This is a genomic window from Microbacterium sp. ZW T5_45, assembly GCF_044987415.1.
GTDB lineage: Bacteria > Actinomycetota > Actinomycetes > Actinomycetales > Microbacteriaceae > Microbacterium.
Genome location: NZ_JBJDRJ010000002.1, coordinates 93,912 through 114,002 on the forward strand (window position 1 = coordinate 93,912; position 20,091 = coordinate 114,002).

Sequence of the window (20,091 nt, forward strand, 5' to 3'; positions counted from 1 at the left end):
GGTGACCCTCCGCCGCTTGCTGCTCGTGCTGTCGGGCGGCACGATCGGCACCGCCGCTCGCCTGGGTCTCGCCCTGGTGATCCCGGACGCCGGAGGCTTTCCGGTCGCGACGTTCGTCGCCAACGTCGTGGGGTCGTTCCTCATCGGTGTGCTCTCGGCGTGGCCGCTGGAGGAGCGCCGCGGGGCGGTCGAACTCCGGCTCCTGCTGGGCACCGGCATGCTCGGCGGGTTCACGACGTACAGTGCGTTCACGACGGGGACCGTCGCGTTGTGGGCGGATGCTCTGCCCCTGGCGCTCCTGTACGCGGCAGGCTCCATCGTGGTCGGGCTCGCCTCGGCGGCCGCGGGCATCGTGGCCGCGCCGCGCATCGCCCGGCATCGGGGCGGTCGCTCATGAGCCCGCTGCTCTTCGCTGCGGCCGCGCTCGCCGGAGGTGTCGGCGCGGTGCTGAGGTACGTCGTGGATCGAGGCGTCGGCGGTCTCGTCGGGCGACGGTTCCCGTGGGGGATCCTGTTCGTGAACATCTCGGGCTCGTTCGCGCTCGGGCTGGTCACCACAGCACTGCCCGGGCAGGTCTTCCTGCTCGGGGCCGGGCTGCTCGGCGGGTACACGACCTTCAGCACGGCGATGCTCGACACGGTGGCGCTGTGGCGCGACGGCAAGAGGCCGGCGTCGGCGTTCAACGCCGTGGGGATGCTGCTGCTCAGCCTGCTGGCCGCGGCGGGTGGGCTCGCCCTGGGGTCGCTCACGGGCTGAGCTGCCCGGGGGCATCCGGTCCTGTCTCGGCATCCGCCGGCGTCGGCATCCGTCGGCGTCCGCCCGTGCCGTTCTGCCGGGTGGATTGACGAATGTGGGGTGAGAAAGCGTGTTCTGGGTCGACGTTCGTGCCCTTGGCTCGACATTCTGCGCGCGGCGCGCCCTTCGCCGGGTCCTGAGCGAGGAGCGCAGCGACGAGACGAAGGGCGCTGTGCTCGCTCAGGACCGGGGCGCTCAGGAGGCATCGTCGAAGACGCGACGGCCGACCGTGGTGTCGGTCAGGCGCCAGTCGGTCTCCTTGACCGTGTGGAAGAAGTTCACGAACGACGCCCCGGCGTCGCGCGAGCGCTCGATGAGCATCCGTGACCAGCCCTCCTGCGTGATCCAGTCGTCGGCGGTCGCCTCGTACGGCGGATTCTCGGGCCAGTCGAACACCCACGATCCCCACGCGGCGTACCCCTGGCCGCCGGCGAGGAAGTCGGCGGGGTCGTCGGGAGCGGATGCCGTCTCGGCGATGCCCCACGGCTTGGCGCCCGCGAGCGCCTTCAGCCGCTGGACAGGACCGTTCGGGTCCGCGAATCCGAAGACGTCGTCGGGGCTCTGCCATCCGGCCGACGCCGCGGTCCCGTATCCCCAGTTGAAGCCGTCGAGCGCGAGTGCATCGACAGAGGCGGCACCGGGGTAGTACGCCTCGAACGGATGCGGACCCGCCCCGTAGTTGAGCGGGTTCCACACGAACACCACCTCGGGCGCGATGGCCTGCTTGAGGGCGTAGACGTGCTGCCACATCGCGATGTACTCCGCGGGAGTATTCGCCCCCGCCGCGGTGCCGCTCGACCACGGGCGGCTCGAGTCGTCCATCTCCGGCGCGAACCGCACGAGGATCTCGACATCGGAGGCTCTCGCCGCGGCATCCGTCAGCCACGAGGTCAGATACGCGTCATACGCGCCCGCGGCGATCAACCGGGGCGCGAACTCCGGCTGCGCGTCGGCCGGACGGTTCCAGTCCCAGGGTTCCCACGCGATGAGCAGCGCCGAATCGCGGGCCTCGGCGGCGTCGGCGAAGTCCTCGGGAAAGGCCGACGACTGCACGAAGTCCACGTACGTCGACAGCATCCCGTTGTCGCGGCCGAAGGCCTGCTCCTCGGTGGCCAGGGTCGTCAGATCGTGCGACGCCCAGCCGAGCGTCGGCTCCGTCGAATCGAAGACGGATGCGGCACCGCCGGCCACCGATGTCGTGTCGGCCGTCGCCGCGGCAGACGACGAGACGAGCGCGCCCATCGCGAGCGCAGACGCGAGCAGTGCAGGGACGAGTCGCGGTCGAGCGACCATGGGGGCCTCCGGAACGACGGCCTCCGAGTGGGGGAGTGAGGCCGTACTCTTCCACATTCCCCGGTGTCCCGAGCATCCGTCTAGAGGCGAACGTCCAGCTTCGCCTACCAGAATGTACAAAAGTACATGTACGCACAGGTGGGGGACACACGTGGGTGAGGGATCGCGCAGACGACGCGACCCAGAGGCGCGCCGTCGCGAGATCATCACCGCCGCCGCCGAGCTCATCGTCGAGGTCGGCGTCGATGCGATCACGCATCGCATGGTCGCCGCCCGCGCCGGAGTGCCGCTCGGCGCCACCACCCAGTACTTCGACACCCTCGATGATCTGCGGGACGCCGCTCTCGGCGCGCTCGCTCACGAGATCGAGGCACGGGTCGAACAGACGCGTGCCGAGGTCGTGGCCGAGGGCGTGACCCCCGCCGCGATCGCCCGACTCGTGCATCGCAGCCTCGAGGACGCCCGAGCCGTGCAAGCCGACCGTGCGGTCGTCACCGCCGCCGTGCACGATCCCCGCGTGCGGGAGCTCGCCCGGCATTGGTCCGACGAGGTCATCGGATTCATGGCTCCCATCCACGGCGAGGACAGGGCCCGTGCGGCATCCGTCTTCATCGACGGCGTGCTCTGGCACGCGCAGATCCACGACGAACCGCTCGACGAAGAGCTGATTCGCGACGCGCTCACCGGAATCCTGGGCTGCACCGCTCAGGGCTCTGCGCCACCGTCCACGACATCTTCCGCCGCAGCATCCGTCTGACCCGACCGAGAGAGAACCCCGCCGTGTCGAAACTCGCCGTCCTGAGCCTCAAGAACCGCGCGCTGATCGCCCTGATCACGATCGTCGCCGCGGTGTTCGGCGGGCTCGCCCTGACGAACCTCAAGCAGGAGCTCATCCCCTCGCTCGAGCTGCCCAACCTCATGGTGATGACCACGTACCCAGGGGCCTCGCCGGAGGTCGTCGAGAACGACGTCTCCACGCCCATCGAGTCGGCGATCCAGGGCGTCCCCGGTCTCGAGGGCACGACGGCGACGAGCTCGACGAACGCCTCGATCGTGCAGGCGACCTTCGCGTACGGCACCAACCTCGCCACCGCCGAGCAGAAGATCCAGCAGGCGATCAACCGCATCTCGAGCCAGCTGCCTGACGAGGTCGAGCCTCAGGTGCTCACGGTGTCGATCGACGACTTCCCGGTGATCCAGGTCGCGGTGACCGGGTTCGACGATGCGGAGAACGCGCAGGCCGAGCTCGAGAGCGTGGCGATCCCCGACCTCGAGGACGTGGACGGTGTCAATGCCGCGCAGCTCATCGGTGGTGCCGGTCAGCGCATCACGATCACCCCCGACGTCGCGGCGCTCGCGGCCGCGGGGCAGAGCACCCAGGCGATCAGCGACGCACTGCAGCAGAACGGCACGCTGTTCCCCGGCGGCGACATCACCGAGAGCGATCGCACGCTCACGGTGCAGACCGGTGTGAAGATCTCGTCGGTCGATGAGATCGCAGCTCTCCCGCTGGTCGGCACCGAGCTGACCATCGGCGACGTCGCATCCGTCGTGCAGGAGTCCGACCCGACCACGTCGATCTCCCGCGTCGACGGCGAGGATGCGCTCTCGATCTCGATCACGAAACTGCCGTCGGCGAACACCGTCGAGGTCTCGCACGGCGTGATCGCGGCCCTCGACGAGGTGCAGAAGGCGTTCCCCGACGCGACCTTCACCATCGTGTTCGACCAGGCGCCGTTCATCGAGCAGTCGATCGAGACTCTCGCGACAGAGGGCCTGCTCGGTCTCGTGTTCGCGGTGATCGTGATCCTCGTGTTCCTGCTGTCGATCCGCTCGACGCTCGTCACCGCGATCTCGATCCCGACCAGCGTGCTCATCACGTTCATCGGTCTGCAGGCATTCGGCTACTCGCTGAACATCCTCACGCTCGGCGCGCTCACGATCGCGATCGGCCGTGTGGTCGACGACTCCATCGTCGTGATCGAGAACATCAAGAGGCATTACGTCGGCGACGCCGACAAGGGCGATGCGATCCGCCTCGCCGTGCGCGAGGTCGCCGCGGCCGTCACCGCTTCCACGATCACCACGGTGGCCGTCTTCCTGCCGATCGTGTTCGTCGGCGACATGGTCGGTGAGTTGTTCCGACCGTTCGCGATGACCGTGACGATCGCGATGGTGGCGTCGCTGCTCGTCTCGCTCACGATCGTGCCGGTGCTCGCGTACTGGTTCCTGCGCCCGGGCAAGGTGCTCCTCGACGAGCGGGGGCAGGCGATCGATCCGGAGCACCCGGACGCTCCGCCGACGTGGCTGCAGCGCGGCTATCGGCCGATCCTCGGCTGGACGCTGAAGCACTCCGCGGTCACCGTGCTCATCGCGGTCGGCGTGCTGGGCGCGACGCTGGCCGCAGCGCCGCTGATGAAGGTGAACTTCCTCAGCGACTCCGGCCAGAACACCATGACCGTCACGCAGGACCTCGGCCCCACGGCCAGCCTCGAGGCGAAGTCCGAGGCGGCGACTGCCGTCGAAGACGCGCTGCTCGGCATCGACGGCATCACGAACGTGCAGGCGTCGATCGGCTCCAGCGGGTCGGCTCTGCGCGATGCGTTCTCCGGCGGTGCCGGTGTGACGTACTCGGTTCTCACGGATGCGGATGCCGACCAGGAGAAGCTCCGCGCCGACGTGCAGGACGCGATCGACGGCCTCACCGACGTCGGCGAGGTCTCCGTCGCGGCATCCGCCGGACTCGGATCCAGCGACATCGAGATCTCGGTCACGGCGCCGACCGCCGAGGACCTCGACACCGCCACCCAGGCGGTCGTCGCAGAGCTCGACGGACGCGACGGCATCGGACAGGTCACCGACAACCTCGCCGCATCGCTCCCGTACATCGCCGTGGCCGTCGACCGGCAGGCCGCCGCCGAGCGAGGCCTCTCCGAGGTCGCGGTCGGTGCGATCGTGTCGAACACGATGCGCCCGGAGCAGGCGGGGTCGATCGAGATCGACGGCACCGCCCTGACGATCTACATCGCCGCCGCCGAGCCGCCCACGACCGTCGCGGCGCTGAAGGAGCTCACGATCCCGACCGCGCTCGGGATCGTGCAGCTGCAGGACATCGCGACCGTCGAGGAGCGCAACGGACCGACCTCGATCACCACCGAGAAGGGGCAGCGCACGGCCACCGTGACCGTGCCGCCGGCATCCGACAACCTCGCCACGGCGACGGCCTCGGTGACGGCGGCGCTCGCTGCGGTCGACCTGCCCGATGGTGCGTCGGCCGAGGTCGGTGGTGTCGCGACCCAGCAGGCGGACTCGTTCTCTCAGCTCGGCCTCGCGATGCTCGCGGCCATCCTCATCGTCTATGTCGTGATGGTGGCGACGTTCAAGTCGCTGCGTCAGCCGCTGCTGCTGCTCGTGTCGGTGCCGTTCGCGGCGACCGGAGCGATCCTGCTGCAGATCGCCACGGGTGTGCCGCTCGGTGTCGCGTCGCTGATCGGTGTGCTGATGCTCATCGGCATCGTGGTGACGAACGCGATCGTGCTCATCGACCTGGTGAACCAGTATCGCGAGAAGGGACTGTCCACGGCGGATGCCGTGCTCGCCGGTGGCGAGAAGCGTCTGCGGCCGATCCTCATGACCGCGCTCGCGACGATCTTCGCGCTGACGCCGATGGCGCTCGGCATCACCGGGCATGGCGGGTTCATCTCGCAGCCACTCGCGATCGTCGTGATCGGCGGACTCATCTCATCGACCGTGCTCACGCTCGTCGTGCTGCCGACGCTGTACAACCTCGTCGAGGGTGCGAAGGAGCGGCGCCGGGCGCGTCGCGGCGGGGGAGAAGCGGATGCCGGTTCGGCGGTGCCGGAGGGTGGCTCGGGTGATGGTGGCACGGACGACGGTGGCTCGGACGCCGCTGCGGGTGAGGAGACCGGTGCGCGCACCGACTCCGCGCAGACCACCGATGACCTTCCGCATGCGCCGCAGCTGACCCGTCGGGAGCTCCGCGAGCAGTCGCGCTAGCCCCGCGGGGCGGTGCGGGGGCCGGACGGCTTCGTTGCCGTCGGCGCCCCGCCCGCGTGCGAAAAGTCGGAGTTCCGACGCGACACGCCGTCGCCGAAGGTTCTGAGGCGGCGTGTCGGCGCGGAACTCCGACTTTTGACACATCGCGGACGCATCGCAGACGTGCCGCCGGCGCGTGACCGGGGCGTGGTCAGGCCAGCGAGATGCCCCAGGTGAGGGTCCAGGTCCCGCCCGGCGCCAGACGACGGATGCCGAGACCGCTGTTCAGGCCATCCGCCGGCGCGGTCATCGGCTCGATCGCCACGACCAGCGGGTGACCGGGATAGTTCGTCGCCGTGTAGACCTGCACGAAGTCGAAGCCCTCGCCCTGCCACAGGGTGACGCGGCGTCCGTCAGGAGCGGTCAGCGAGTGACGCACGAGTCCGTCGTCATCGCGGTCGAGGTCGGTGAAGCCGGTGTCGAGGGCGATGTCGCCGAGGCGAACTCCCTCGCGCAGGCGCGGATCGGCCGCGGAGGTTCCGATCGGCAGCATCCGCTCGTCGGTCTCGAACGCGGTGCGGGCGGGCACACGCAGCACGAGATCGTGCGCATCGACGTCGCCGATCGTGACGAAGGGGTGCGTGCCGAGCGCCACCGGAGCCGGGGAATCCGAGGCGTTCGTCAGCGTGTGGGTGACCCGGATGCCGTCGGCCTCGAGCGCGTACTCGACGCGCGTGTCCACCTGGTACGGGTAGCCGGTCTGCGGCACGATCGTGGCGCGCAGCGTCGTGGTCGCGGCATCCGTCTGCGTGATCTCGTATGCCGTGAACCGCAGCAGTCCGTGGCTGGCGTTGTGCAGCGCCGGCTCGCTGAGGGCGAGACGGCGCGAGGTGCCGTCGTCATCCCAGACGCCGTCGCGCACGCGGTTCGGCCACGGTGCGAGGACCACGCCCGAGCAGGACGGGGTGGGGATGTCGAGCGGATAGGTGGAGACGAGGTCGACATCGCCGATGCGCAGCGCGCGCAGGGACGCGCCGACCTGGGCGATCTGCGCGCTGACGTCGCCGGTACGGAGCTGGACCTGTGTGCCGGTGGGGGATGCAGAAGTCACCTCGCCATCGTACGGCGGCGGGCACTCTCCCAGACTCGACCGGTAGACTCGTTCGGTCGGCTTCGGACACCCGCGCAGTGCGCGGACGTTTTTCAATGTGTGAAGTGTGAGTCCAGGGGCCGATGGTGAGCGTCGATCGACGCTAATCAACCATCACATGAATGGCCCCGGCCGCTGACCGTCCGGACTCCGAGCGCAGACTCGGAGTGCTCGCGCGTGTGCGCAGCGCTGTTCTCGTGCGAGAACTCAGAAGGACACACTCATGCCCAAGAACAAGAAGCCCCGCGGCGGACGCCCCTCCGCCAACTTCGAGCCGCGTTACGGCGCGAAGAAGACCTCGTTCCACGACCGCCACAACGGCGGCCCCTCGCGCGATGAGCGCGGCGGTCGCGACGAGCGCGGCGGACGGGCGGATGCCGGTGAGCGCCGCTCCGCGTCGGCCGGCTACGACCGTCGCCCCGGCAGCCGCAGCGCGGGACACCGCGGATACCGTCCTGCCGAAGAGGGCGGCGCGCCCAAGCAGCGGTGGAGCTCGCAGGAGCGGGCCGGCCGTGACGAGGCCCGCAGCATCCGCAACCGCGCAGAGTCGGGTCGCCGCGAGGCCCCGCACACGCGCGACGAGCGCGGCGGCCAGCGTTTCGATCGCACCGAGCGTCCGCGTTTCGGCGGCGATCGTGCGACCGGTGCGCGCCGTTTCGACCGCGATGAGCGTCCCCAGCGCGACGACCGCGGCGGTCAGCGTTTCGATCGGGATGCGCGTCCGCAGCGTGACGACCGCGGCTACGGCGATCGCTCGGCTCGCGGCGGTGAGCGTCCTCGTTTCGATCGCGGCTCGGAGCGTCCTCGTTTCGACCGTGACGAGCGCGGCGGCCAGCGCCCGTCGTTCCGTGATGAGCGCGGCGGCCAGCGCCCGTCGTTCCGTGATGAGCGCGGCGGCCAGCGCCCGTCGTTCCGTGATGACCGGGGCGGCCAGCGTTTCGATCGCGACTCCCGTCCCCAGCGTGACGATCGCGGCTACGGCGACCGCCAGAACCGTGGGGACGAGCGTCCCCGCTTCAACGATCGCGGCTCCGAGCGTCCTCGCTTCGATCGCGACTCCCGCCCGCAGCGCGACGACCGCGGTTACGGTGACCGTCCGGAGCGTTCCTTCGACGCCGACCGGGCGCGCCGCGCCTTCGACCGCGACCGCGCACAGCGCTCGATCGAGGGCGGACGCGACGAGCGCTCGCGCCCGTCGACCGGCGGCGCGTACCGCACCGAGCGTCCTCGTCGTGACGGTGGCGACGCTCGTCCCAGCCGCAGCGACTGGAACGCCAAGCCGAAGGCCGCTTTCGAGCCGACGGATGACGTCGTGCACGAGCGTCTCGAAGCCAAGAGCGTCGCCGCGGTCGAGGTCGAGAACGTGAGCTTCGCCGACCTCGGTCTGGGCTCGAACATCGTCGAGACCCTCGCCAACATGGGGGCGGCCTCGCCGTTCCCGATCCAGGCCGCCAGCATCCCGGCCGTGCTCGGCGGACGTGACGTCCTCGCCCGTGGACGTACGGGCTCGGGCAAGACCATCGCGTTCGGCGCGCCGCTCGTCGAGCGCGTGCTGCAGTCGCAGGCGGGCAAGCGTCGCGAGTTCGGACGTTCGCCGCGCGCGATCATCCTCGCTCCGACCCGCGAGCTCGCGCTGCAGATCGACCGGACGATCCAGCCGATCGCGCGCAGCGTCGGCCTGTTCACCACCCAGATCTACGGCGGCGTGCCGCAGGGACGTCAGGTCGGTGCGCTCAAGAAGGGCGTCGACATCGTGATCGGCACACCCGGCCGCATCGAGGACCTCATCAAGCAGGGCAAGCTCGACCTGTCGGACTGCCGCATCGCGGTGCTCGACGAGGCCGACCACATGTGCGAGCTCGGCTTCGTCGAGCCCGTGCAGCGCATCCTGCGCGCGACCGCCGACGGCAGCCAGAAGCTGTTGTTCTCGGCTACGCTCGATCGTGAGGTCGCGGCTCTCGTCGACGAGTTCCTCGTGGACCCGGCCGTCTACGAGGTCGCCGGCGAGGACCAGGAGTCGAGCACGATCGAGCACCGCGTGCTCGTGATCGAGCACCGCGACAAGGCCGACATCCTCACCTCGCTCGTCGATCGCGACGGCAAGACGCTCGTGTTCGCGCGCACCCGTGCCTACGCCGACATGCTCGCCGAGCAGTTCGACGACGCCGGCATCCCGGCCGTCTCGCTGCACGGCGACCTCAACCAGGCCAAGCGCACGCGCAACCTCGAGCGACTGACGTCTGGTCGGGTCAACGTGCTCGTCGCGACGGACGTCGCCGCCCGCGGCATCCACGTCGACGACATCGACCTGGTCGTGCAGGCCGATGCTCCGGACGAGTACAAGACGTACCTGCACCGTTCGGGCCGCACCGGTCGTGCCGGTCGCTCGGGCCGGGTCGTGACGCTCATCACGCGCCAGCGCCAGCGTCGCATGTCGGAGCTGCTCGAGCGGGCCGAGATCGACGCGCCGTTCGAGAACGCGCGCCTCGACGACGACCTGATCGAGGAGATCGCCGGTCGCGTGCCGACCGCGGCCGACCTCACCGCCTGACGCACGTCGCACGAGGCCCCGCCGCACCTGGTGCGGCGGGGCTTCCGCGGTTCCCGCACCGGGTGCATGGGCGGCGCGTCGCGGCGGCGTCGAATGCACGTGCACTCGCCGAGTGGACGGCTTGTCTACGTCGATATCCCGTGCATTCGGCGAGTGCACGTGATCTCGACGGGCGGGCGGGGTGCTTCCGGTCAGGTGATCTCGTGCTCGTGCACGGTCGTGGTCAGCGTCGTCCCGTTGAGGTCGAGGTAGAGCACGCGCTCGGTGACCGTGAGAGTCAGCGTGTTGCGGCGCTCGATGAGCGGGACGGCCGACTCGATGAACCCGGGGTCGAAGCTGTACACGCGCACGTCCTCTGCGCGGTGGATGCGCTTGTCGGCCCAGGGCGCCATGACCTTCGCGGGATCGCGGTGCGTGTACACCACGGTGCGCTCGGCCTGCCGGGTCGCGAGGTGCAGGCGCTCGGCATCCGGCGCTCCCACTTCGATCCAGGCGGTGATGAGCCCGGTCAGATCGCGCACGAGCACGGCGGGCTCGTCGGTCGACGACACGCTGCCGCCGAACGCGATGCCCTCGGCGAATTCGAGGCCGTAGGCGAGGATGCGCGTGAGCATGTACGCGTCGGTCTCGGACGGATGCCGCGCCACCCGCAGCGAGTAGTCGTCGTACACACCCCGGTCGGTGTCAGCGAGCTGCACGTCGAAGGTGTACATGGTCGAGCCGATTGCCATGCGTCCAGCCTATGGGTGGCCGGGGGTGCGGCACGTCGAGGTCAGAAGAGCATCGGCTGCGCCGGGGCGGATGCCGGCGCCGTCGGCCCCGTGGAACGCACACCGGTCGGCGAAGGGAACGAGACGTTCCTCGTGCCGCGCACGGGGTAGTCGTCCTCGTGCCGACCGTCGAGTCCATGTCGACGGATGAGCGGTCTGACCCGCTTCGACAGCCATTGTCGGTAGGCCTTCGGCGCCTCGGCCGACATGCCCGGATAGAGCCCGCGGTACGACGAGAGCAGATCGGGCCGCGCCTCGCCGAGCCACTGGAAGAACCAGGGCTTCACGCCGGGGCGCAGGTGCAGTGCCCCGTACACGACCCGCACCGCTCCGGCTTCCTTGATCCGGGCGAGCGCGGTATCGATCGCCTCGAGGGAATCGGTCATGTGCGGCATGATCGGCATGAGGAACACGGTGACCCTGAATCCGGCATCCGTCAGCGCCCGCACGGTGTCGAGTCGCACCTGCGTCGTCGGCGCTCCCGGTTCGATCGCTTTCTGCAGCTCGTCGTCGTACATCGCGATCGACATCTGGATGTCGACGTGCACCCGCTGCGCGGCCTTCACGAGCAGCGGGATGTCGCGGCGGATCAGCGTTCCCTTGGTGAGGATCGACATCGGCGTGCCCGAGGCGGCAAGGGCCTCGATGATGCCGGGCATGAGCTTGTAGCGGCCCTCGGCGCGCTGATACGGGTCGGTGTTCGTCCCCAGGGCGACGAGCTCGTGCTGCCAGCTGCCCTTGCGCAGCTCGCGTTCGAGCACCTCGACGACGTTCGTCTTGACGACGATCTGCGAATCGAAGTCCGCCCCTCCGTCGAGGTCGAGGTACTCGTGAGTGCCGCGAGCGAAGCAGTTGTGACTGATCACGCCATTCGCGACGAAGTCTCCGGTGCCGGTCGTGATGTCGAGCATGTCCCGGGTCTCACCCAGATCGGTGATCTCTACGACTCTGAGGTCGGAGGCCGTCTTCACCGCGGTGCCGAGGATGTCGAGCTTCCTCGAGATCGCTGGTGCGGCCACCGTGAACATTCGTTGGCGGGCGGGAAGGCCGCCGGTGACGCGGATGCTCTGCACACCGTTCTCGCGCGGAGGCTCGGTTGTGTAGGGGATGTCGAAGCGCGCCAGCGCGATCCGTATCTGCTCGAGGATCGTTTCGTTCTTGTTGGAGATGCGGAGTACGCCGCGCGAACAACTTCCTTCTGCGTCGAAGATGCCTCCGAGGAAACCTGCGAGCCACTCGTGATCAGGGCGGTCCGGTTGCACGATGAGCCGTTCCACCGTTGCGACTCCTGAGCGGGAAGCTGTGTGAATCGCCTCGGAAGCGCGGCGAGTCTCACTCGCCGGACTGAACGGGCGCAGATACGTTGTGACACCCTCGATGTCGAGGAACTCCCGTGTGCGGGCGAGTGCTTCCTCGTCGACGAGCGCGAGACGGAACATGTTGATCGTCCGTGTCCGGGTCGCGCTCGGATACGTCCCGTGGAAGATCATCCCGTCCCCGCGGATCATTCCTGACAGATACCCCCGTCGGTAGGACTCCGAAGAGTGATCGATGGCCTCGTGCTCGCGACCGATGCCGAAGCCCATGAGACGGTTGGTGGTCGTCAGATGCGGTCGTTGCCCTGAAGGCGCGTCGGACACGTACTTCCATCCCCGATCGGTGAGGAAACGATGATCGCCGCTCGCCACGAGCAGCGTTCCATCGGCGAGAGCGACTCGGAACGCGGGTTTCCGAGTCGGCCACTTCGCCAGGATGGGAGTACGCACATAGCGCCGGTAACCTCCGACCTTCTCGGTGCCGATCACCTCGTCACCGATCTCGAGATCACGTAGTGGCCGCTGACGTCCGTCAGCGCAGAGGATCAGCGTGGCAGGATCGACGCAGTACACGCAGGCATGGCTGCAGCCACGATAGGGATTGATCGTCCAGGCGAACGGCATCCGTGAGCCGCCGGGCACATGGTTGAGCGCCGACTTCGACAGCACCTCATGGAAGGTCATCCCGGCGAACTCGGGGGTCGTCAGTGACCGGATGATGCCGCTGCGGCTCTCCAGCCCGGGCAGGGCGGCCTCATCCACATCTCCGACTGTCTGACCCTGCCATCGCATGCTTTATTCGAACATAGAAGCGAAACTGCGTCAACCTGTTCTGCGGAGGCTCTCATGCAATATGCGAGAGGATGGAGCAATGGACTCCGCGCGGCAACCCCAGCACGCCCCGCCGCGCTCACCCTTCCGCGGGCCGGCGCTGCCCCTCGGGCTCGCCGTGACGGCGATCGGCATCCTGCTCTCCCTCGGCGGTACCCCGAGTGCATTGTCATCGCCCGCCGCCCACCAGTTGCCGCTGCCCCAGGTTGTGCAGCAGGTGCCCTCGGTCGAGACGGATGCCGTCGCGGCGGCGGATCCCTGCACGGACCAGGCGGTCATCGACGCGATCGGCGCCGCAGACGACGCGGCGACGATCGCGGGGTTCGGCGGGGCCGACGCGTTCCGCGCCGCGGTCATGGCCGGCAACGCGCCGTGCATCGCCCTTGACGACCCCGCGCACGTCTGGGTGGTCGTCAACAAGACCCGCCCGCTCAATCCCGTCGACTTCGCGCCCTCCTCGCTCGTCCAGGCTCCGGTCCAGGTGACGACCCGATCCGGCGAGCTGCGTCCCGATGTCGCCGCGGCGCTCGGGGAGCTGGCCGCCGCGGCCGCTGCCGATGGCGTCGGGCAGATCGGTGCGAACAACGGCTACCGCTCGTACGACCTGCAGGTGCGCACGCATGACAATCACGTCCGCAACGAGGGGCAGGCGAGCGCCGACGCGCTCTCGGCGCGTGCGGGTTACAGCGAGCACCAGACCGGACTCGCTCTCGACCTCGTCGCCTGCGCGCCGTGCGGCAGCATCGAGGCGTTCGGCGGTACGGTGCAGGGGGCCTGGGTCGCCGAGCATGCGTGGGAGTACGGCTTCATCGTGCGGTACGAATCCGGAGCCACCGGCATCAGCGGATACTCGCCCGAGCCGTGGCACATCCGCTACATCGGCGTGGAGCTCGCGGCTGCGTATCACGCCGGCGGGTATCACACGCTCGAGGAGTTCTTCGGGCTGCCCGCGGCTCCTGATTACGTCGGTTGACCGGCGGTCGCCGATCGAGGTTGGCGGCATCCGCCGGTCGGTGTCGCGGCATCCGCCGACCGGGGTTGGCGGCATCCGCCGACCGGTGTTCGCGGCATCCGACAATCGCGGTACCCAGTCCCATGAAAAGTGGGATGCATTCCCACAAATCGCTGTCGTGCCCCGTATTCCCGGCATAGAATCGCCGGAGCAAAGACGCACGACACGTTCGGGAGGACGCCATGGAACGCGACATCTACGAAGAGGACCACGAGGCCTTTCGCGACCTCGTCAAGGATTTCGTCAAGCGCCACGTCACGAACGAGGCCATCGAGAAGTGGGATGCCGACGGCGAAGTCGACCGCGCCACCATGCTCGCCGCCGGTGAGGCCGGCATCATCGGGCTCTCCGTCCCGGAGGAGTTCGGCGGAGCGGGCATGCTGCAGGACTACCGCTTCCGAGCGGTCGTGAACGAAGAGGTCATCGCGGCGGGCGCCGGCTCCCTGGCCGGTGCGTTCGGCATCCAGGACGACCTGGCCGTGCCGTACCTCGTGCACATGGGTACGCAGGCGCAGAAGGAGAAGTGGCTCCCGCGCATGGCGACCGGCGAGATCGTCGGCGCCCTGGCGATGACCGAGCCCGGCGCGGGTTCCGATCTGCGCGGCATCAAGACGACCGCCAAGAAGGTCGACGGCGGGTACCTCGTCAACGGCGCCAAGACCTTCATCTCCTCGGGGGCGACCGCCGATCTCGTCGTCACGTTCGTGAAGACCGGCGAGGGGAACCGACCGGATGCCTTCAGCCTTGTGCTGATCGAGAACGGCATGGAGGGCTTCGAGCACGGCAAGAAGCTGAACAAGATGGGTTTCCACGGCCATGACACAGCCGAGCTGTCGTTCAGCGATGTGTTCGTGCCCGAGGAGAACCTCATCGGGGGTGCCGAGGGCAACGGCTTCGTGCAGCTCATGATGAACCTGCCGCTCGAGCGCCTGTCGATCGGTGTCGCCGGCGCCGCGGCGGCGCAGGCGGCCCTCGATTGGACCGTCGCGTACACGAAGGACCGCGAGGCGTTCGGCGAGCGGATCATCGACTTCCAGAACAGCCGCTTCCGGATCGCCGACATGGCCGCGACCGTCGACGCGCTGTGGGCCTACATCGATCGCGCACTGCTCGCGTACTCGCGGGGTGCGCTCACCGCAGAAGAGGCAGCAAAGGTCAAGTTCTGGGCCACGGAGCGCGAGTGGGAGGTGCTCGACACCGGGGTGCAGCTGCACGGCGGCTACGGATACATCACGGAGTACCCGATCGCGCGGGCCTTCCTCGACGCGCGCGTGCACCGCATCTACGGCGGCACGAATGAGATCATGCGCGAGATCGTCGGCCGCCAGATCGCCGGCAAGCGCTGACGGTCGCGAGGGGCCCCGGATCACAGCATCCGGGGCCCTCCGTGTACTCGGCGGGCGCGCCGGCGACGCGTGCGAGAAGTCGGACTCTCGGCGCGACACGCCGGCGACGGATGCCGCGGCACGGCGTGTCTGCCCGGATCTCCGACTTTTCGTACGCGAGGCGCGGTGGTCAGCGTCGGTGGCCGACGCCCGCCGTGCGCAGTCGGTCGGCGATGCGGATGCCGAGCGCCGTGGCGCCGACGCAGCTCGCGATCGTCACAGTGAAGAACAGCACCTGATACCAGAGCCCGAGGCTGCCCAGGTCGAACCAGGCCCACGCCGAGATCGGGTAGATCACTCCGATCGCGACCGCGCCGAGATAGTGCATCCACGTGCCCCAGTAGCGCCAGATCACGAACAGGAACGGCAACTCGGTGAACGCCGCCCACCACAGGTTCGTGAGCACGCTCGTGAACCCGTAGCCCGAGAACGGCACCATCACGAGTCCCGCGATGAGAGCCACGAGCAGCCCGACGAGCGGACGCCGCAACAGCCGCAGCGCGACCACCGACGGCAGCAGCCAGAGACCCGCCAGAGCCATGCCGATGAACGACAGCGGCCCGACCGTGAGCACGGTCGACAGCCAGTTGGCCGGCACGAGTAGCACGGCCCCGGCCACGCCGAGCGCCGCGCACGTCAGCAGCAGCGCCGTCGGGAACCGGAACGGGGGCCGCGCGTCCGCCGCGGGGACGGTTCCGACTTCCTCGCGCGCGTCGTCACGGTTCGCCTCGGCGGCGTCGGAGGCGTTCGCTCCCGCGCTCACGCGAGGGGCTCCGCCGCGGCCTCGCGAGCGGCCTTCGACGTCGGGGACGCCGCGCCGATGCGCCAGTACCCGCAGAAGCTCACGGTGTTCTTGTCGACGCCGCGCTCGCCCACCAGCAGCTTCCGCGCCCCCGACGCGAGAGCCTGCTCGCCCGCCGCATAGCTGTGGAACGGTGCGGCCGGCAGCTCGACATCGCGCAGCGCCGCGAGCGCCAGCGCGCCGGGTGCCTCGGTGTGCGGCCGCACGATCCACTCGACTTGGATGCCGGCGGGATGGGCGAAGTCGAGAGCATCGGCCTCCGAGGGCACCTCGATGATCGCGCGACCGGTCGCGTGGGCGGGGAGCGATTCGCAGATCGACGAGATCGCGGGCAGCGCCGTCTCATCGCCGACCAGCAGCACGCGCTCGGTGCCCCGCTCGGGGTTGAACGTCAGCCCCTCGTCGATGATGAGCACGTGCTCGCCGGGTTCGCACGTCTCCGCCCAGCGGGATGCCGGCCCCGCGGTGCCCTCGGCCGCCGAGCCGTGCAGCACGAAATCGACGTCGAGCTCGGCTGCGGCATCCGTCGTCCCGGGGCGGAACGCCCGCACGCTGTAATTGCGCATCACCGGACGTTCGCCGTCGGGGATGCGCAGGAACTTCAGATATCCGAACAGTCTGTTGGCCTTCGCCGGCACCCGGTCGAGTCCTGCGTCGCCGCCGATCGGGAGGAACAGCCGGAACCACTGGTCGTAGCCCATCGGCCGGAATCTCTCGATCTCGCCGCCGCCGAGCGTGACGCGGATCCAGTGCGGCGCGAGACGCTCACGGCGCAGGACGGTGAGCTGGATGAGCTCGGCGGAGAGAGGCTTCACGAGCTTGCTGTAGGCCATCGGGGGGCGCCTTTCAGAGAGGGAGCTGCCAGGGGAAGAACACCGCGAGGATCGCGGCGGATGCGCCGAGGCTCAGCACCACGAATACGGTGTCGCGGGTGCGGAAGGGCACGAGGTGCCGCTCGGTCCGTGTCGAATGGGCGCCGAACGCGCGCGAGTCCATCGCCAGTGCGACCCGCTCGGCATGCCGGATCGCGCCCGCCAGCAGCGGCACGATGTACCCCCAGCCCCGCGCGATGCGGGCGAGGGGGCCACGGCCGCCGTGGTAGCCGCGCACCCGATGCGCGGCACGGATCACCGACAGCTCATGACTGAAACGCGGCACGAAGCGGAACGCCGCGAGCGCCGTGTAGCCGATGCGGTACGGCACGCGCAGCTGCTGCACGCTCGCCCGCACGAGGTCGGGGCCGGTCGTGGTGAGGCCGCCGATGAGGGCGAGCGAGACGATCGCGCCGAGTCGCAGCGCGGTGGCGGCGCCGAGCATCAGCGCGCCGCTGTAGAGCGTCCAGTCGCCGATCTGCAGCACCGGAGCGGTATCGTCGACGATCGCGGTATCCACCCACAGCGAGAAGCTGAGGCCGATCACCGCGATGCCGAGGGGGAGCGCGGCGAGCAGCGCGAGCAGCCGCGCGGTGATGCGGGCGCCGGCGAGCAGGATCGCGTAGCCCAGCACGAGGAAAGCCGTGGGGGTGGCGAGGTCGCGCACGAACACGAGCACGACCATCGCCGGTGCGAAGCCGACCACCTTCGCGAGCGGGTTGAGGGCGTAGAGGAACTGGCGCCGCGAGGTCACCGTCATCCGCGCGTAGGGATCGATCACCGCGCTCATGCCTCTGCCCTCCGCCGATGAGCCGCGAGCACGCGGTGCAGGGCAGGCAGACGGAGTCCCGCGGCGGTGAAGATCCGCTCGTCGGCGAAGAGGTCGGGGGTGGCACCTGCCGCGTGCACGCGGCCATCGGCGAGCACGACGGTGTGCGTGCTGTGCTCGGCCACCAGCTGCAGGTCGTGCGTGACGATGACGACCGTGGTGCCTTCGGCGCGCAGACCCTGCAGCAGGGACAGGAGCTCGGCGGCACGAGCCCGATCCTGTCCGAACGTCGGCTCGTCGAGCGCGAGAACGCGTGGACGGGTGATCAGCGCGGTGCCCACCGACAGGCGGCGCTTCTCCCCGCCCGACAGGAGGAACGGATGCACCTCCGCCTTGTGCGCGAGACCGAAGCGGTCGAGCATCCCGGTCACCCGCTCCGTGATCTCGGCATCCGGAAGCCGGCGCAGCCGCAGACCGTGCGCGAGCTCGTCGAACACGGTGTGCGCGATGAACTGGTGCTCGGGGTTCTGGAAGACGAAGCCGATCCGGGCGGCGAGGTCGCGAGGCGACGCCGAGCCGGGGTCGATGCCGTCGACCTCGACCTGGCGCTTCGGCGGCGGGACGACACCCGCGAGCGCCTGGATCAGCGTGGTCTTGCCGGCGCCGTTCGCGCCGACGATCGCGGTGAGGCTGCCGGGGGCGAGGTCGAGATCGACGCCGTGCAGGATCTCGGTGCGTCCTCGGCGCACGGTGAGGCCACGGGCTCGGAGGATCGGGGTGTCCTGCGGCGGGGCGCCCTTCGTCGGTGCGCCGTTCGTCAACCGCGAAGCGAGACGGATGCCGTCGAGCTGCGCGGCGAGCTCCTCCGGAGTGAGCGGCAGGGGATCGAGGCGGATGCCGTCGGCACGCAACCGCAGACCCTCGAGCGTCGCCGCGGGCAGCCACACACCCATCTCGACGAGCTCATCGACATGATCGCGGATGATGTCGGCCGCAGGACCGTCGAAGGCCAGACGTCCCTCGCGATCGAGCACGATCGTGCGGGTGACGAAGCCCATCGCGGCGTCGAGGTTGTGCTCGACGAGCAGGATCGCCCTGTCTCCCGAGGCGACCACATCGGCGAGCGCGGCGTACACGTCGTCGACGCCCTGCGGATCGAGGTTGGCGGTCGGTTCGTCGAGCACGATCAGCGGTGACCCCATGGCCAGTGCGCAGGCGATCGCGAGCCGCTGCCGCCCTCCGCCCGAGAGTCGATCGGGGTTCTCGGCGCGGCGATCCCACAGGCCGACGCGACGCAGCGCGTCGTCGGTGCGTGCCGCCACCTCGTCGAGCGGCAGCCTCAGGTTCTCGGGGCCGAAGGCGACCTCGTCGTAGACGCTTCCCGTGACGATCTGAGCATCCGGGTCCTGGAACACCATCGCGACGCGCGTGCTCAGCTCGGCGGTCTGCGCGTCGGCCGTGTCGAGATCGCCGGCATGCACCGAACCCGTCATGGTCGCAGGCAGCGCGTGCGGGATCAGGCCGTTGAGCGCGAGCGTGAGGGTCGACTTGCCGGAGCCGGAGGGGCCGAGCAGCAGCACGACCTCGCCGGGATGGATGTCGAAGCTGATCTCGCGTGGCGAGGGGTGCACGGCATCCGCGTGGGTGAGTGAGACATCACGCACGCGGAGGAGAGGCGCGGATGAGCGCACGGCGATACCCCGGGTCGGCAGAAACGTACCCTGCCAACTTAGCTGAGCCTAACCTTCAACGCAGGCTCAGCCCGCGTCGCCGGTCAACGGCGGGCCACACCTGCGCGACTCAGCGCCGCTCCGATGGCGAGTCCGACCGCCGTCCAGGCCACCGGTCCGAGTACCGAGACGGCGAGGTAGGCGATCTGCGCCCAGAGCGGCATCGTGCCCAGGTGCGCGGCGAAGAAGACCACGACGGCGACGAGCACGCCGATGACCCCGGCCGAGATGAAGAAGCGCCACGCGCCCCAGGCGCGGTAGCGGGTGAGCGCGGCGACGCCCTCCTGGATGGCGCCGAACAGCAGTGCCGTGCCGATGAATCGGAGCGCCCAGGCGGGGTTGAACGCGCTCGAGACGAGGGCGGCGATCACGTGAGTGATGAGGGCGACGAGCGGCTTGCGCAGCACCTCCTGGGCGATGATGCCCGGCAGCACGTGCGAGCCGAGCACGAGTCCGTAGAGGAAGAGCAGGGGGCTCGCGAGCAGGATCGGCGTGACCCACCCGGCGATGCCTCCGATGATGCCCGTGGCGACGCCGACCGCTGCGCAGATCAGCAGCACCCTGGTCGACAGGGAGGAGGAGGGGGATGCCACCCGTCCAGCCTACTTGCGCACACCCTGTACGCGGGCTGCGGACGCCGTGGAAAAGGCGGTCGTGCGCGGGGTTCCGCCCGTCTGCAGCGGCGATACGGCACCGGCCCCTCCGAGTCCCCGGCGCCGTTCGTCGCGTCACCCGCGCCGCTCGTCGCACGATCGTCGCGGCCCGAGGGACGCTACGGCCGCCGTTTCCTAGCGTGGAAGGAACGCAAAGACGCGCACA

General features: G+C 69.5%; 16 protein-coding genes. 7 read left to right on the forward strand and 9 right to left on the reverse strand.

Annotated elements, in window-relative coordinates; translation table 11 throughout:
* The first annotated feature begins 1 nt into the window (after position 1).
* Both ACI3KS_RS01475 and ACI3KS_RS01480 read left to right on the forward strand, forming a co-directional pair.
* Positions 2-397 carry a fluoride efflux transporter FluC gene (locus tag ACI3KS_RS01475; protein ID WP_404914461.1) on the forward strand — a complete coding sequence of 132 codons (396 nt, stop codon included), beginning with the start codon at positions 2-4 and terminating at the stop codon, positions 395-397.
* Positions 394-756: a fluoride efflux transporter FluC gene (locus ACI3KS_RS01480; RefSeq protein ID WP_404914463.1), complete on the forward strand. Its 363-nt coding sequence runs from the start codon at positions 394-396 to the stop codon at positions 754-756. The genes ACI3KS_RS01475 and ACI3KS_RS01480 overlap by 4 nt, the downstream gene beginning before the upstream one ends.
* Before the next feature lie 234 nt (positions 757-990).
* Here ACI3KS_RS01480 and ACI3KS_RS01485 read toward each other — a convergent pair whose 3' ends face one another.
* A complete protein-coding gene (locus ACI3KS_RS01485; protein ID WP_404914465.1) occupies positions 991-2,088 on the reverse strand; it encodes a hypothetical protein in 1,098 nt (365 codons plus the stop codon).
* A gap of 151 nt (positions 2,089-2,239) precedes the next feature.
* On the opposite strand from ACI3KS_RS01485, the gene ACI3KS_RS01490 reads away from it, so the two are divergent.
* Together ACI3KS_RS01490 and ACI3KS_RS01495 are read left to right on the forward strand one after the other, a co-directional pair.
* Positions 2,240-2,845 (forward strand): TetR/AcrR family transcriptional regulator, encoded by a 606-nt coding sequence (locus tag ACI3KS_RS01490; protein WP_404914466.1) that lies wholly within the window; start codon positions 2,240-2,242, stop codon positions 2,843-2,845.
* A 23-nt stretch (positions 2,846-2,868) separates the two neighbouring features.
* Positions 2,869-6,105, forward strand: coding sequence for an efflux RND transporter permease subunit (locus tag ACI3KS_RS01495; RefSeq protein ID WP_404914468.1), 3,237 nt, complete (start codon positions 2,869-2,871; stop codon positions 6,103-6,105).
* A gap of 190 nt (positions 6,106-6,295) precedes the next feature.
* Here the strand turns inward: ACI3KS_RS01495 and ACI3KS_RS01500 are convergent, their stop codons facing one another.
* Complete coding sequence (locus ACI3KS_RS01500) at positions 6,296-7,195, reverse strand: aldose 1-epimerase family protein (protein ID WP_404914470.1); 900 nt, start codon at positions 7,193-7,195, stop codon at positions 6,296-6,298.
* Positions 7,196-7,457: 262 nt separating this feature from the next.
* Between ACI3KS_RS01500 and ACI3KS_RS01505 the strand changes: the two genes are divergently transcribed.
* Entirely contained in the window at positions 7,458-9,785 is a 2,328-nt protein-coding gene (locus ACI3KS_RS01505) for a DEAD/DEAH box helicase (protein WP_404914472.1), read from the forward strand.
* Positions 9,786-9,976: 191 nt separating this feature from the next.
* On the opposite strand, the gene ACI3KS_RS01510 is transcribed toward ACI3KS_RS01505, so the two are convergent.
* Both ACI3KS_RS01510 and ACI3KS_RS01515 read right to left on the reverse strand, forming a co-directional pair.
* A complete protein-coding gene (locus ACI3KS_RS01510) occupies positions 9,977-10,516 on the reverse strand; it encodes a YaeQ family protein (protein ID WP_404914474.1) in 540 nt (179 codons plus the stop codon).
* A 41-nt stretch (positions 10,517-10,557) separates the two neighbouring features.
* Positions 10,558-12,663, reverse strand: a complete 2,106-nt coding sequence (locus tag ACI3KS_RS01515; RefSeq protein ID WP_404914476.1) for an intein-containing Rv2578c family radical SAM protein — start codon at positions 12,661-12,663, stop codon at positions 10,558-10,560.
* Positions 12,664-12,742: 79 nt separating this feature from the next.
* Between ACI3KS_RS01515 and ACI3KS_RS01520 the strand changes: the two genes are divergently transcribed.
* Together ACI3KS_RS01520 and ACI3KS_RS01525 are read left to right on the forward strand one after the other, a co-directional pair.
* Complete coding sequence (locus ACI3KS_RS01520; RefSeq protein WP_404914478.1) at positions 12,743-13,675, forward strand: M15 family metallopeptidase; 933 nt, start codon at positions 12,743-12,745, stop codon at positions 13,673-13,675.
* A gap of 221 nt (positions 13,676-13,896) precedes the next feature.
* Positions 13,897-15,060, forward strand: a complete 1,164-nt coding sequence (locus ACI3KS_RS01525) for an acyl-CoA dehydrogenase family protein (protein ID WP_404914480.1) — start codon at positions 13,897-13,899, stop codon at positions 15,058-15,060.
* Positions 15,061-15,229: 169 nt separating this feature from the next.
* Here the strand turns inward: ACI3KS_RS01525 and ACI3KS_RS01530 are convergent, their stop codons facing one another.
* From ACI3KS_RS01530 to ACI3KS_RS01550, 5 genes are all read right to left on the reverse strand, one after another.
* Positions 15,230-15,862 (reverse strand): ECF transporter S component, encoded by a 633-nt coding sequence (locus tag ACI3KS_RS01530; protein ID WP_404914482.1) that lies wholly within the window; start codon positions 15,860-15,862, stop codon positions 15,230-15,232.
* Positions 15,859-16,734, reverse strand: a complete 876-nt coding sequence (locus ACI3KS_RS01535) for a siderophore-interacting protein (protein ID WP_404914484.1) — start codon at positions 16,732-16,734, stop codon at positions 15,859-15,861. Before ACI3KS_RS01535 ends, ACI3KS_RS01530 begins: the two co-directional genes overlap by 4 nt.
* Before the next feature lie 13 nt (positions 16,735-16,747).
* Positions 16,748-17,563, reverse strand: a complete 816-nt coding sequence (locus ACI3KS_RS01540; protein WP_404914486.1) for an energy-coupling factor transporter transmembrane component T — start codon at positions 17,561-17,563, stop codon at positions 16,748-16,750.
* Positions 17,560-19,233 carry an ABC transporter ATP-binding protein gene (locus tag ACI3KS_RS01545; protein WP_404914488.1) on the reverse strand — a complete coding sequence of 558 codons (1,674 nt, stop codon included), beginning with the start codon at positions 19,231-19,233 and terminating at the stop codon, positions 17,560-17,562. Before ACI3KS_RS01545 ends, ACI3KS_RS01540 begins: the two co-directional genes overlap by 4 nt.
* Before the next feature lie 83 nt (positions 19,234-19,316).
* Positions 19,317-19,865 (reverse strand): ECF transporter S component, encoded by a 549-nt coding sequence (locus tag ACI3KS_RS01550; protein WP_404914490.1) that lies wholly within the window; start codon positions 19,863-19,865, stop codon positions 19,317-19,319.
* Between the last annotated feature and the right edge of the window lie 226 nt (positions 19,866-20,091).

What these genes read in the sequence shown, in the direction of transcription:
- ACI3KS_RS01510 (WP_404914474.1), bottom strand. Translation starts at nt 10,516, where the DNA reads ATGGCAATCGGCTCGACCATGTACACCTTCGACGTGCAGCTCGCTGAC.
- ACI3KS_RS01540 (WP_404914486.1), bottom strand. Translation starts at nt 17,563, where the DNA reads ATGAGCGCGGTGATCGATCCCTACGCGCGGATGACGGTGACCTCGCGG.
- ACI3KS_RS01520 (WP_404914478.1), top strand. Translation starts at nt 12,743, where the DNA reads ATGGACTCCGCGCGGCAACCCCAGCACGCCCCGCCGCGCTCACCCTTC.
- ACI3KS_RS01525 (WP_404914480.1), top strand. Translation starts at nt 13,897, where the DNA reads ATGGAACGCGACATCTACGAAGAGGACCACGAGGCCTTTCGCGACCTC.
- ACI3KS_RS01485 (WP_404914465.1), bottom strand. Translation starts at nt 2,088, where the DNA reads ATGGTCGCTCGACCGCGACTCGTCCCTGCACTGCTCGCGTCTGCGCTC.
- ACI3KS_RS01505 (WP_404914472.1), top strand. Translation starts at nt 7,458, where the DNA reads ATGCCCAAGAACAAGAAGCCCCGCGGCGGACGCCCCTCCGCCAACTTC.
- ACI3KS_RS01535 (WP_404914484.1), bottom strand. Translation starts at nt 16,734, where the DNA reads ATGGCCTACAGCAAGCTCGTGAAGCCTCTCTCCGCCGAGCTCATCCAG.
- ACI3KS_RS01480 (WP_404914463.1), top strand. Translation starts at nt 394, where the DNA reads ATGAGCCCGCTGCTCTTCGCTGCGGCCGCGCTCGCCGGAGGTGTCGGC.
- ACI3KS_RS01515 (WP_404914476.1), bottom strand. Translation starts at nt 12,663, where the DNA reads ATGCGATGGCAGGGTCAGACAGTCGGAGATGTGGATGAGGCCGCCCTG.